8 protein-coding genes are annotated in these 13,405 nt (G+C 37.9%); 4 read left to right on the top strand and 4 right to left on the bottom strand.

Annotation, left to right across the window (positions count from 1 at the left end):
- Positions 1-9 precede the first annotated feature (9 nt).
- Positions 10-1,248, bottom strand: coding sequence for an AAA family ATPase (locus tag AN390_RS09975; protein ID WP_054981985.1), 1,239 nt, complete (start codon positions 1,246-1,248; stop codon positions 10-12).
- A gap of 774 nt (positions 1,249-2,022) precedes the next feature.
- On the opposite strand from AN390_RS09975, the gene AN390_RS09970 reads away from it, so the two are divergent.
- Positions 2,023-3,237, top strand: coding sequence for a hypothetical protein (locus AN390_RS09970; RefSeq protein WP_004586302.1), 1,215 nt, complete (start codon positions 2,023-2,025; stop codon positions 3,235-3,237).
- Positions 3,238-3,299: 62 nt separating this feature from the next.
- Here AN390_RS09970 and AN390_RS09965 read toward each other — a convergent pair whose 3' ends face one another.
- A complete protein-coding gene (locus AN390_RS09965) occupies positions 3,300-4,175 on the bottom strand; it encodes a DNA replication terminus site-binding protein (protein WP_055254225.1) in 876 nt (291 codons plus the stop codon).
- Between the two features lie 979 nt (positions 4,176-5,154).
- Here AN390_RS09965 and AN390_RS09960 point away from each other — a divergent pair.
- Complete coding sequence (locus AN390_RS09960; RefSeq protein ID WP_055254223.1) at positions 5,155-6,504, top strand: class II 3-deoxy-7-phosphoheptulonate synthase; 1,350 nt, start codon at positions 5,155-5,157, stop codon at positions 6,502-6,504.
- Between the two features lie 60 nt (positions 6,505-6,564).
- Here AN390_RS09960 and AN390_RS09955 read toward each other — a convergent pair whose 3' ends face one another.
- Entirely contained in the window at positions 6,565-7,374 is an 810-nt protein-coding gene (locus AN390_RS09955) for a pyruvate, water dikinase regulatory protein (RefSeq protein ID WP_004586305.1), read from the bottom strand.
- A gap of 154 nt (positions 7,375-7,528) precedes the next feature.
- Here AN390_RS09955 and ppsA point away from each other — a divergent pair, with 154 nt between their 5' ends.
- Positions 7,529-9,904: a phosphoenolpyruvate synthase gene (gene ppsA / locus AN390_RS09950; RefSeq protein WP_055254221.1), complete on the top strand. Its 2,376-nt coding sequence runs from the start codon at positions 7,529-7,531 to the stop codon at positions 9,902-9,904.
- A gap of 65 nt (positions 9,905-9,969) precedes the next feature.
- Here the strand turns inward: ppsA and AN390_RS09945 are convergent, their stop codons facing one another.
- Positions 9,970-10,179, bottom strand: a complete 210-nt coding sequence (locus AN390_RS09945; protein ID WP_055254218.1) for a PGPGW domain-containing protein — start codon at positions 10,177-10,179, stop codon at positions 9,970-9,972.
- A 145-nt stretch (positions 10,180-10,324) separates the two neighbouring features.
- Between AN390_RS09945 and AN390_RS09940 the strand changes: the two genes are divergently transcribed.
- Positions 10,325-13,372 carry an FAD-binding and (Fe-S)-binding domain-containing protein gene (locus AN390_RS09940; RefSeq protein ID WP_055254216.1) on the top strand — a complete coding sequence of 1,016 codons (3,048 nt, stop codon included), beginning with the start codon at positions 10,325-10,327 and terminating at the stop codon, positions 13,370-13,372.
- Positions 13,373-13,405 lie beyond the last annotated feature (33 nt).

Here is a 13,405-nt window from a genome sequence, read left to right as displayed (position 1 = left end):
GTAACATCCTTACTTAGTGTTGTTAAGTGATGATTGGGTTGACTCCCAATTGGAACGAATAAGCATTTCTAATTCGTCCACAACATCTTTAATATTTTCTTGCGCGCGTAATAAAGACTCGCGACTAGCTAAACTATCCGATGCTTTTTGATCAAATATGGTATTAAAAGACGATGAACTAGCCGTAATTGCCGAGCTGTGATTAATTGGGTAGCTCATTACTTGGCGGCCAAACGCACTACGTACATCTTTAACGATATCGCGCTGTGAATGATTACCCTTAACGTAATTGGTCACTAAAAACTGCATAAAGTCCCAACCTTCATGACCAAGTGCCGCTACTGTGTGGTAAATCTCACCTAAACGCTTTAAATATTTATTGTTAGCATCAAAATCTACAGCTTCTGGATGAACCGGAATAAGCATCGCCGTAGAGGCCATTAAAGCATTATAAAACATAAAGTTAAGAGTAGGAGCGGTATCGATTAAAATAATATCGAATTCGTCTTTAACCGGCTCAATAACCTTTTCTAAAAGCTTATGATAATGACGTGTTTGTTCGTAATTAGAGGTGTCTTTTAAAAGTGTTGCGGTCTCGTGTTCAAAGTAAAAGTCATCCATACCTGAGGGTAAAACACGAATATTTGGAATATGCGTAGTCACAAAAGCACTAGAAACAAACTCTGGCCAGGTTTCGCCTTCGTCTAAATCAATACAATCACGCATTAAGTCACCTACCGTAACAGGGTCGTGATCGTTAGAAGGGAAAAAGCTAGAAGACGAACCTTGAGGATCTAAATCAATAATACCAATACGATAACGTTTGATATTAGTCGTCGCCAACGCTGCAGCAATATTAACCATACTGGTTGTTTTACCACAACCACCTTTAAGTGAATTAATAACAATAACTTGGAGTTTATCGTTAGTAGTGCGGTGATCTGGCTGAATATCCATGATATCGGCCATCGCAAAAATATTAACTAACGTGTACGCATAGTGCCCATTTGCACCACGCTTAATATTTAAATCATCAAAGTCACCATTGTCATGACGACGTTTTAAGGTACGATTATTACACCCTAATAAATCTGCTGCCGCTTTTTGGGTGTAAGTTCTTAATTCTTTTTCTTCTGATTTAAGATGAGCGCGATAGTGTTGTATGCGTCCTTTTAAAGATTTTTCAGCAACTTCGGCTGTTGCTTTTAAAAGCCGGTAAGTACTTAGCGCGTTATTATTGATAGACATACTTTCTTCCTCAAAGTTAGGCAGTTAGTATAATGTCCATTCAAATAGCTGTAAACAACTATTTAAGGCGACATGCATTTTAATAACAAGACATTTAAAAATATTTTTACACCTTTAAGATTGCTTAGTATAAATAAAGAAGTTTAAAGGTGGTTAAATATATAAGGTAATAAAGGTTAAGGGTGTATAATAGCTATATAACTATATGATATTTATAAATAATGTTAAAAAAAGCAGATCACCTTTATACTTGGTTAAGATCAGATCTTTATCTACATGCAGATCAGCTTTTTACTAAGCCTTATTTAAATATCAGAGTTATGCACAACTTACTCAGTAAGTTATGTACAAAATGACTGTGTGAGATCAGTTTTTTACTAAGTAAATTATAAAGTTATACACTTAAGCTTACGAAGAACAGGGCGTTTAATTGGTATAGATCTGATCTGTAGTAAGTACAGATCAGATCTATGCTAACTCGAAGTGCTGTTATCCACAGCAGGTATTTATTTTACTAACGTTTGTCGTGTAAAAAGTTTAAAAATAGCGCTTTTAATGGACAAAAAATAAATTGAGTTAGTAAAAATTTAGCTTGAGAAGCTTATCTTAGTAAAATAGTGATCTGAAATTAAGCTTATCAATCCCTACTTAGTATAATAATGATCCGTTACGTTTATTTATGCTCGGATCAGTTTTATACTAACTTAAACATTTAACTTTTGTTGCTTTATGTGTTGTTATTAGCTGTCGCAATAAAAAATGGAAATCAGAACAATGAGCCGAAAGGTCAACATCTCGGTAGATAACTTGCCCGATACACTTAGGGGCCAAATACACGGGGTGGAAAGTGCAATAGATAACGAAAGTTTAGCACTATTTACAGATAACAAAGATGTGCGAATTTCTATCGAAAATGCCGCTCATGGGTTACGTGCTTATTCAAACACGTTTAACCACTATGATTTATGGGGGCGTTTTGTACGTTCTGGGCATAAAAAATTGCCATTGGAAGAAGCACCTAAAAAAACAATTATTACGCGTAAAATATCCGAAAAAGTGGATGGTATTTTATATGACGGCGAAATAAAAATTACACCGGCCGTTGTAAGCACGCGTAAAGATGGCGAAGACGTAGAATATTTAGTGTGGCCATCGGATAGAGAAGAAAAAGTTGAGCGCGCGTTAATTCGCCTTGCATCGAAAGGTAAAATCGTAAAAATCAATTTTAAGTCCGGTATTCAATATGCCGTGGTTTTTTCGATGAACGAATTAGCCCAAGAACTTAAAGCGGTTGGCCAATCAATGCCATACCCACAAATTAAAGAATCACTTGAAGCACTTCAAGGTTCTAAACTCTCATTTAAATACTCGGCTACTGATACTAAAAATACAGATATTGATGACTCTTTTTATGAGTCAAATATGAACTTTTTATCATCTCTTCATTTTAGTGGTAAAAAAGGCCAAGGCGGCAACGTAAAATGTGTTGCATGTTTAAATGCATTTGTTCATAACATGATTGATAACCTTGAATACAAAGGGTATTACTTTAACAGTGCGCAAGAGTTAAAACGTGGTTTATCGCGTTGGATGATGCTGCGTTTATACCACCTTTGGCGTTATGCCGCGCCTGGTAAAACGTATCATTTTAGATTGCTATCTATTATGGAAAAATACGGCTCAATTTATTCAACCGACGATATCACAGAAAACAAACTAAAAGCATTACGCCGTGATATGACCACAACAATGAAAGATTTGATTGAAAAAGGGGCTATTTCGGAATACAGCATTACTAATGTAAAAGATGATAAAACCGGTAATATTATTGATTACACCTATGAAATGCATCCTTCTGATCAGTTTTGTGATGAGATACTCACGCTCAACAAGCACAATAAGCGTATTGAGATTCAAGGTGGTAAACGAATTGTCGAAAACGCAGTTTTAATTGATGAAGATAAAATAGAAGAAATAGTCGAAAAATAACAACGGTTAAAATACTAGACTACTTACCAAAAAGGCCACACTATGTGGCCTTTTTAACATAATTATTTATCTACTTGTTCTAAATAAAGTCTATCCACTAAAAAGTCATACTCTTTTTTTCTCGGGTGAGACTCTGGTTTTTGATAATCTGGCAAAGTACCTAACTTAACATCGGGCTGTGGGTTAATTAAAATAAACGGCAATGCAGCACTTACGTGATACCTATTTTCTGCGGTATACCTAATATTAACTTGGGGACTTACTCGGGTAGGGCGGCGAATTCTTAACTTTTCTTTTTCACCTAAACTAGCTACTCGCATTTGCTCTTGTGCAACAAGGGACTGCCATTTTTGTTGGTCGATCATTCTTGGATTTCTATAACCAGCAGATTTGTCGAGCATTTCAAGTGCCATTTTTTTAGTTAGAGTTTTAGTGGCATGCTTATGCATCCAAGTAAATCGCACTGAAAAAGGGGACTCACTTTGAAAGTGAATTTTTCGATAGGCTGCAAGGGTGATTAAATTTGGTACCGCGTTATGAACAGCTTCAAATCGAGCATCGTTATTATCGATAGCCAAAACACACTCCTTAAAAGCTGCCTTAGCTTTATTAACTTGTTGTATTCGACTAGTTAATGCTGCGACATCTGCATTTTTTAGAACCAAAAGCCCAGGATGACGCTTGAGTACTCTACTACTTAAACTCTCTTTTTTATAAATATCAGTAAACGAATTTAAAATCGCCCTATGAGCAATTTCACCGGTTGATTTTTGTACAGGGATTGACTCGGGAATAATATTTTCATCAACACTATTTATATCTGGTAGCTGATAATACTCAGCTTTTGAATATTCACAGACACGTAATTCATCAATCAATAACGATGTTAATTCATTCATTAAATCAAACTGACTTCTTATTTGTACTTTAGAAACCATAACCACCCTGAGAACACATCTTACTTATCTAATTATTAAGTTTAACCTTTTGCCTTGTTCTTTTAAAGTTAATTCATTTTATTAAAGCTAAGATTACATTTAAGTAAGATTAGGTATGATGTGTTCTTTAATGCTATTTGCTTATGTTTGCGAGATTCGGTGCGTGAATATTTGCATATAACAGAAAGAATTAGTGAACCCAGGCGTGATCAATACACTTATGTTTATTTAAAAATTTGTTGTAACGCAAGTAATTGCTAGGGCGATGTATACTTTTATATATTATCGCTCTGTGTAAAATAGTTATTGAGCCTTTAGTTTAAGGCCAGCAATCAATTTTTTGGTTCGACACTTTAGATAGTGTTGGGCACTCATTGTATAATTTCTTATAAGTGATACTTGTAATACAGCGCTAAGCTCCTGTGATGGGGATGGCTGCTCTGTGAAAATAAACTCTACTACAACTTAGTATTTAAAGTAGTCGTTCATACAGACTGTTTTTAGTAGCTCTAATTAGAGTGCTTTCATCGTCTAACAACCTGATCACAGTTGTTCAGAATAAAGTGGACTTATTGCTATAGCCTTGCACAACCTCCGAGCCACTTAACACACACTCAAAATAAATTCTAGTCACTTGGTTTATTTAATTAAATCACCACTGTAAAGTTAAGATTACGTTTAACCGACTTTTAGTATGATGTGTTCCTACTAAAACTGTTAACTTTAAGGCTTTGAATTCAATTTGGTTTGGGATGGTTAAAAAAACGCCTTCATATATTTAACTTATTGTATTTAAATAAAAATAGTAAAATTAAAACACGCTTAAAACTAAGCATGAACAGCCTTAAAATCACAAATAACCTTATATATATTTAACTCATAACAAATTAGTTGGTAAATAGTGAATATAGTCCTTGAACTTAGGGCCATGCATACGTTAATTTCTTTATATCAGGTAAAGTAGGAATGAGGAAAGAACATGCAATCGTGGAACCCAAATAGCTGGAGAGAACTGCCAATACTGCAGCAGCCACAGTACCCAGATCAAGAAGAACTGAAAACAGTAGAAAGCCAGTTAAAGAGTGCTCCGCCACTTGTTTTTGCAGAAGAAACAAGAAGCCTCTTTAAACAATTAGAAGATGTATGTGAAGGTCGTGCATTTTTACTTCAAGGTGGCGACTGTGCCGAATCATTTAGCGACTTTAATGCCGCTAATATTCGCGATACATTTAAAACCATTTTACAAATGGCAGTTGTTTTAACATACGGCGGTAAATGCCCAGTTGTTAAAATTGCACGTATGGCTGGCCAATACGCTAAACCACGCTCTGCAGATTTAGAAACTATTAACGGTGTATCTTTACCATCTTACCGTGGTGATATTGTAAATAGCTTTGAGTTTACAGAAGAAGCACGTATTCCCGATCCACAACGTTTAATGAAGGCATACCACAATAGTGCTGCTACATTAAACTTACTTCGTGCATTTGCACAAGGTGGCTTAGCAGATTTACACCAAGTGAATCGCTGGAACATGGGCTTTGTAGCCGCTAATCCGCAAAAAGAGCGATTCCAACAACTTGCTGACAAAATTCAAGACGCACTTGAATTTATGGAAGTATGTGGCATTAATTCTACTATTGCGCCAAGCCTTAAAGAAACCGACTTATACACGTCTCACGAAGCGTTATTGCTAGGCTATGAAGAAGCACTAACTCGTCGCGATCACCTATCTGGTGACTGGTACGACTGTTCTGCGCACTTTGTGTGGATTGGTGAGCGTACGCGTCAATTAGACCATGCACACATTGAGTTTTTCAAAGGTATTAAAAACCCTATTGGTGTTAAAGTTGGTCCAGGAATGGACCCAGATGACCTAATTCGTTTAATTGATGCAGTAAACCCAGATAACATTCCGGGTCGTTTAACGCTAATTACACGTATGGGTGCCGACGTACTGCCAGAAAAACTTCCAGCACTTGTAAGACGCGTTCAGCAAGAAGGCCGTAAAGTTATTTGGAGCTCGGATCCAATGCACGGTAACACTGAAAAAGCGACATCAGGCTATAAAACGCGTAGCTTCGATAATATCATGCGCGAAATTAGCCAGTTTTTTGCTGTACACAAAGCTGAAGGTTCATACGCAGGTGGTATCCACTTAGAAATGACTGGCCAGCACGTTACAGAGTGTACCGGTGGTGCATACGGTTTATCTGATGATGACCTAGCGCAACGTTACAAAACACAATGTGACCCGCGTCTAAATGCAGACCAAGTATTAGAAGTAGGCTTTTTAGTAGCTGACTTATTAAAAGACGCTCGTAAGTAATAAATAAAAAACTAAAGCCGCATTATGCGGCTTTTTTTAGCAAAACAGTAAATTAGTTGGTTAGTACTTACGTCGTTCAAGGTTACTGTCTATTAGGATTTTTGCAGATATTTCCTCTACAGAATGATGGGTAGAATTAAAGTATGCAATTTTATGTCGCTTATAAAGCATTTCAACTTCACGCACTTCAATTCGGCATTGTCTTATTGATGCGTATTTAGAATTTGCCATACGACGATGCCTAATTGCAGCCAAACGCTCAGGGTCAATAGTTAACCCAAATAACTTATGTTTGTAAGGGAGTAAACATTTAGGTAGCCCCTCACTCTCTAAGTCGTCTTCAGTTATTGGATAATTTGCAGCCTTAATGCCGTACTGTAGAGCTAAGTACAAGCTTGTTGGTGTTTTACCGCTTCTGCTAACACCTACTAAAATAATATCGGCTTCAGAAAAGTTTTTAATATTTCCGCCATCATCATTCATAAGGGCATAGTTAACCGCATCTATTCTAAAGTCATAACTTTTTTCATGAATAGAGTGGGTACGATGCATTTTTGGCACTGGCGCAACATTAAGCTCTTTTTCTATTTTTTCACTGTAAGTAGACAAAAAATCATACGCGATTGCATCGGCCGATTTAATAATTTCACTTAAGTTGTGATTTACGAAGGTAAAGAATACAAATGGCTTCTCACCTTCTTTTGCAGCAGTTGCGTTTATTAACGCTTTAATTTCATTTGCTTTTTCTTCTGTTTCTACAAAAGGAATAGTTTTATGATTAAATTCAACCGGAAACAACGACAAAGTCGCGTGACCAAACACTTCGGAGGTAATAGCAGTGCCGTCTGATATATAAAAAGCAGTTCTCATAGTTAACCTTTTTATTACGTTTAATACCTAAAATGGCTTACTCACGGTTTACGTGAGGTCTAATGCCAGTGTAGAATGAAGGTGACCTTTATAAAAGGTTTTCTTTCTTAACTCTCACAGTTACAACTACAATTTGTTTTTTGGAGAAAGACCCGTGCAAGAATACGTTCTCTGGTATCAAGAGCTTGGTATGCAAGATGTTCCTCGTGTTGGCGGCAAAAATGCCTCACTGGGTGAAATGATTTCAAACCTCGCTAACGCAGGTGTACAGGTTCCGGGTGGTTTTGCCACTACAGCCGACGCTTTCAATGAGTTTTTAGAGCAATCTGGACTCAATGCAAAAATTCACGACATTTTAGATACGCTTGATGTTGATGATGTAAATACACTCGCTAAAGTCGGTGCCGATATCCGCCAATGGATTATCGATACCCCATTCCAACCTAACCTAGACCAAGCCATTCGCGACGCATACAGCCAACTTCATGGCGATACATCAGCCGATGTATCATTTGCAGTACGCTCATCAGCCACCGCTGAAGATATGCCAGATGCATCATTCGCAGGCCAACAAGAAACCTTCCTTAACGTTCGTGGTATCGACTCAGTAATGGTCGCTATTAAACACGTATTTGCTTCTTTATTTAACGACCGCGCCATATCGTACCGTGTTCACCAAGGTTACGATCACCGTGGTGTTGCACTATCTGCTGGTATTCAGCGTATGGTACGTTCAGATAAATCAGCATCAGGCGTTATGTTTAGTATTGATACAGAGTCTGGTTTTGAAGACGTTGTATTTGTTACTTCAAGCTACGGTTTAGGTGAAATGGTTGTACAGGGCGCAGTAAACCCTGATGAATTTTATGTTCATAAACCAACATTACAAAAAGGGTTGCCATCAGTAGTACGTCGTAATATTGGCTCAAAAGCCATTCAAATGATTTACTCAACAGATGAGGCACACGGCAAACAAGTAGAAATTGTTGACGTAGAGCCAAGCCTTTCAAACAAATTTTCAATTACAGATGAAGAAGTGCAAGAACTTGCAAAACAAGCTGTAATTATCGAAAAGCACTATGGTCGTCCTATGGACATCGAATGGGCAAAAGACGGAAATGATGGCAAATTGTACATAGTACAAGCGCGCCCAGAAACCGTTCGCTCAAACGAAGATGCCAATATTATGGAGCGTTTTCAATTAAATGGCACAAGCAATGTAATTGCTGAAGGCCGCGCAATTGGTCATAAAATTGGTAGTGGTGTTGTTCGTGTACTTGATTCAATTAAAGAAATGGACCAAGTACAAGAAGGCGACATTTTAGTTACCGACATGACCGACCCAGATTGGGAACCTATCATGAAGCGCGCCGCGGCTATTGTTACAAACCGTGGTGGGCGTACGTGTCACGCAGCAATTATTGCCCGTGAACTTGGTATTCCTGCGGTAGTTGGCTGTGGTAACGCAACCGATTTAATTAAAGCAGGCCAAGAAGTAACGGTATCATGTGCTGAAGGCGATACAGGTTACATCTACGAAGGTATTTTAGATTTTGAAATACTGACGTCGCGCGTTGATAAAATGCCAGAACTGCCAATGAAAGTGATGATGAACGTAGGTAATCCAGACCGCGCGTTTGACTTTGCACGTTTACCACATGCAGGTGTTGGCCTTGCCCGTGTTGAATTTGTAATAAACCGCATGATTGGTGTTCACCCTAAAGCGCTATTAAATTTTGATGCCCAATCACCTGCGTTACAAGCTGAAATTACCGACATTATTGCCGGATACGAATCACCGGTAGAGTTTTATATCTCTAAATTAGTAGAAGGTATTTCAACGCTAGGCTGTGCCTTTGCACCAGAGCGTGTAATTGTGCGTATGTCTGATTTTAAATCAAACGAATATGCAAACTTAGTAGGTGGTGAGCAGTACGAACCAGAAGAAGAAAACCCGATGATTGGTTTTCGTGGTGCTGCACGTTATATCTCTGAAGACTTCCGTGATTGTTTTGCCCTTGAGTGTGAAGCAATTAAACGCGTAAGAAACACCATGGGTATGACCAACATCGAAATCATGATCCCATTCGTACGTACCCTTGAAGAGGGTAAACGTGTTATCGAATTACTAGAAGAGCATGGCCTTAAACGTGGTGAAAATGGTCTAAAAGTAATCATGATGTGTGAGCTTCCTTCAAATGCATTACTTGCCGATGAATTTTTAGAGATGTTCGATGGTTTTTCTATCGGCTCTAACGATTTAACTCAGCTAACACTTGGTCTTGACCGTGACTCAGGCCTAATCGCACATTTATTTGATGAGCGTAATCCTGCGATTAAAAAGCTACTTTCTATGGCAATTAAAACAGCTAAAGAAAAGGGCAAGTATGTAGGTATTTGTGGTCAAGGTCCTTCAGATCATGAAGACTTTGCAGCATGGTTAGTAGAGCAGGGCATTGATTCTGTTTCACTAAATCCAGATACAGTACTAGAAACATGGTTATACCTAGCAGACAAACTTACTAAATAAACATCAGTACCCGTAACAAATAAAAATGCCAGCAATTATGCTGGCATTTTTGTATGTGGCATAATTTAGCGTGCTAATTTTTTATCTAAATAATTACACGATTTAGTTAAGGCTTTTTGGCAAAGCTTTAAATAATACCTCGCTTTTGGGTAATAAAACGAAAAACACAGTAACCCCGCCATAAAAAATATCAGGGAGGGGCCTGGCACTACAGCAAAAAACAACCCAAGCAAAATAAACAACACACCTATGATCTGTAATAGTAATTTTTTCATATAAACCTCTGAACATTGGTTTAACTTGATTATAAATACAGAACCTCAAAATACGATAAAAAGAGTGTTACAAACTGTAAAATCTTCAATTTCTATTAGCCATCACCATGATATAATTACACAAATGCCTTAAATTATCGCCGTCATGATAGCAACAATTACACAGCAAGATGCAGCGACCGAGCTTGTCGCAAACTACTTAAGTACACTGAAAAATCAGGGGTTTAGTGGAGACACCGATGCAAGCTATGCAACGCGTTTAACCGCCTCTACCGATAACAGTATTTATCAGCAAATCCCACAAGGTGTTATTTTTCCTAAAACCGAAAAAGACATTCAACTGGCATTGCAAACAGCATCTCGCGACCCATTTTTGTCGCTTACTTTTGGCCCTCGTGGTGGTGGTACAGGTACTAATGGGCAATCACTCACACCAGGAATAGTGGTTGATTTGTCTCGCTACATGCGCGAAATACTCGAAATTAACGTTGAAGAAGGTTGGGTTAGAGTACAAACAGGTGTAATTAAAGATCAATTAAACGACTTTTTAAAACCGTACGGCTTTTTCTTCTCACCCGACTTATCAACCAGTAACCGAGCAACCATTGGCGGAATGATCAGTACTGATGCATCAGGTCAAGGTTCATTAGTGTACGGTAAAACCAGCGACCATGTTTTAGGACTTACTACCTATTTAGTCGATGGCAGCCCAATGGTGACATCACCAATAGACATAGAAAAAGCTAAAGTAATAGCCGAGCAAGAATCATTAATCGGTAGCCTTTACAAAACAGTATTGGAAATTTCTTTAAATGAGCGCCAAGCTATTTTAGACAAGTTTCCTCGCTTAAATCGCTTTTTAACCGGCTACGACTTAGAGCATGTGCTAAGTGATGACTTACAAACTTTTGATATGAGTAGGCTAATTACCGGATCAGAAGGCTCGCTTGGTATAGTTACTGAAGCTAAATTAAACTTAACTCCCATAGCCGAATTTAAAACACTGATAAATATTAAATACGACAGTTTTGATTCGGCACTTCGCCACTCTCCCTTTTTAGTTGATGCGCGTGCAACATCGGTAGAAACAGTCGATAGCAAAGTATTAAACCTGGCTCGCGAAGATATTATTTGGCATTCAGTATCGGACTTAATAACCGATGTACCAAATAAAGATATGCAAGGACTCAACATGGTTGAGTTTAATGCAGTATCACCTGAAGATATAAAAGACAAAGTAAACACACTTTGCACATTATTAGATGAGTGCGTAGCAAATCAAACCAATGGTGTTATTGGCTATCAATTAACCAGCAGTAAAAGTGACATTTTAAAAATTTATGCAATGCGTAAAAAATCTGTCGGATTACTCGGTAATGTTAAAGGCAGCCAAAAGCCATTGGCCTTTGCTGAAGATACCGCCGTACCGCCAGAAAACTTAGCCGACTACATTGTAGAATTTAGAGCATTACTCGATAGCCATAATTTACAATACGGTATGTTCGGCCATGTTGATGCGGGTGTTTTACATGTACGCCCGGCGCTAGATATGTGCGACCCAGAACAAGAAAAACTGCTTCGTAAAATTTCAGACGAAGTTGTAAAACTCACCGCTAAATACGGCGGCTTAATGTGGGGCGAACATGGTAAAGGTTACCGAAGTGAATACGGCCCTGAGTTTTTTGGCGAGCATTTATTTAAACAACTACGTAAAATAAAAACAGCGTTCGACCCTAATAATAGAATAAACCCTGGTAAAATATGTACTCCCATAGAAAGTGAGGACTCACTAGTTTGTGTAGATGGGCAAAAACGTTCATACTTTGATAAGCAAATTTCTATCGATGTAAAAACAAGTTTTAACAATGCAATGACCTGTAATGGTAACGGGATTTGTTTTAACTACGACGAAAATTCTCCCATGTGTCCTTCATATAAAGTAACCGGCGATCGCAGGCATTCGCCAAAAGGCCGCGCAACATTAATGCGAGAATGGTTACGACTTCAAGAGTCAAAAAATGTAGATTTGCTCGAAGTAGAAAAAGAGCTTAACAAAGGCGAAGTTATTACCTGGTGGGAGCGTTTTGTTCATAGCCGTGAAAAAAACAAAGGTGTTTACGATTTTTCTCACGAAGTAAAAGAGTCAATGGATGAATGTTTAGCGTGTAAAGCATGTACAACATCTTGCCCAATTAAAGTGGATGTACCTACTTTTAGAGCACGCTTTTTAAATTATTATCACAGTTATTACGCGCGCCCACTTAAAGATTATTTAGTCGCAAACATAGAAAGTTCGGCACCTGTAATGTCTAAATTTGCACGTGTGATCAACCCAATTGTTAAAACAAACTTAGTAAGTAGTTTAATTAAAAAAACAGTAGGGTATGTAGATACCCCCCAATTAAGTGTGCCTTCACTCGAAAAACGTGTCGCAAAAGCACATAAATTTAATTTTGAATTATTAAATTCACTTTCAAGTGATGAACAAAATGACTATGTGCTAATAGTGCAAGACCCGTTTACCAGCTTTTACGAAGCCGAGTTAGTGCAAAGTTTTATAACACTTATCACCGCGCTGGGTAAAAAGCCGATGCTATTACCGTTTAAACCTAATGGTAAAGCCCAACACGTAAAAGGTTTTTTGCATGAGTTTAAAGTAACGGCAAAAAATGGCGCAGATTTTTTAAATAAACTCGCTGATATTAATTCGCCTTTGGTTGGTTTAGATGCATCGTTAGTTATGTGTTATCGCGATGAATACAAAACCATTTTAGAAAATAATCGCGGCGAGTTTCATGTACAACTTGCCCATGAATGGTTACAAACTCAATCGTTTAAATCATTATCGGCTAAACAAAAAACCGATACTGAATTTACATTATTGAGTCACTGTACAGAAACAACCGCTTTACCAAAAGCGGCAAGCGTATGGAAAACAATTTTTACTGATATTGGTTTAACCCTAAATACAACCAATACCGGGTGCTGTGGCATGGCCGGTACTTATGGCCATGAAGCACAAAATCAAGAAAATTCCCGTGCACTGTACGAAATGAGTTGGAAACCAATAGTAGATAAAAATAAACCAGAGCAACTTTTATCTACCGGTTTTTCGTGTCGCAGCCAAGTAAAACGTTTTGAGCAATTTAAACCAAAGCACCCAATAGAGTTACTCGCTCAGGTACTTAGCTAGTAAAAGTTAAAAATAAAAAAGGCGTAACTTAAA

Origin of the sequence: Pseudoalteromonas sp. P1-11 (assembly GCF_001399995.1) — a bacterium.
Taxonomy (GTDB): Bacteria; Pseudomonadota; Gammaproteobacteria; order Enterobacterales; family Alteromonadaceae; genus Pseudoalteromonas; species Pseudoalteromonas atlantica.
The sequence above is the reverse complement of the archived record's forward strand: the minus strand, read 5'-3'. Positions and strand labels throughout refer to the sequence as shown.

Bases quoted from the DNA above. Each gene is read 5' to 3' on its own strand.
- AN390_RS09975 (WP_054981985.1), bottom strand. From the start codon at position 1,248: ATGTCTATCAATAATAACGCGCTAAGTACTTACCGGCTTTTAAAAGCA.
- AN390_RS09970 (WP_004586302.1), top strand. From the start codon at position 2,023: ATGAGCCGAAAGGTCAACATCTCGGTAGATAACTTGCCCGATACACTT.
- AN390_RS09945 (WP_055254218.1), bottom strand. From the start codon at position 10,179: ATGAAAAAATTACTATTACAGATCATAGGTGTGTTGTTTATTTTGCTT.
- AN390_RS09965 (WP_055254225.1), bottom strand. From the start codon at position 4,175: ATGGTTTCTAAAGTACAAATAAGAAGTCAGTTTGATTTAATGAATGAA.
- AN390_RS09955 (WP_004586305.1), bottom strand. From the start codon at position 7,374: ATGAGAACTGCTTTTTATATATCAGACGGCACTGCTATTACCTCCGAA.
- AN390_RS09940 (WP_055254216.1), top strand. From the start codon at position 10,325: ATGATAGCAACAATTACACAGCAAGATGCAGCGACCGAGCTTGTCGCA.
- AN390_RS09960 (WP_055254223.1), top strand. From the start codon at position 5,155: ATGCAATCGTGGAACCCAAATAGCTGGAGAGAACTGCCAATACTGCAG.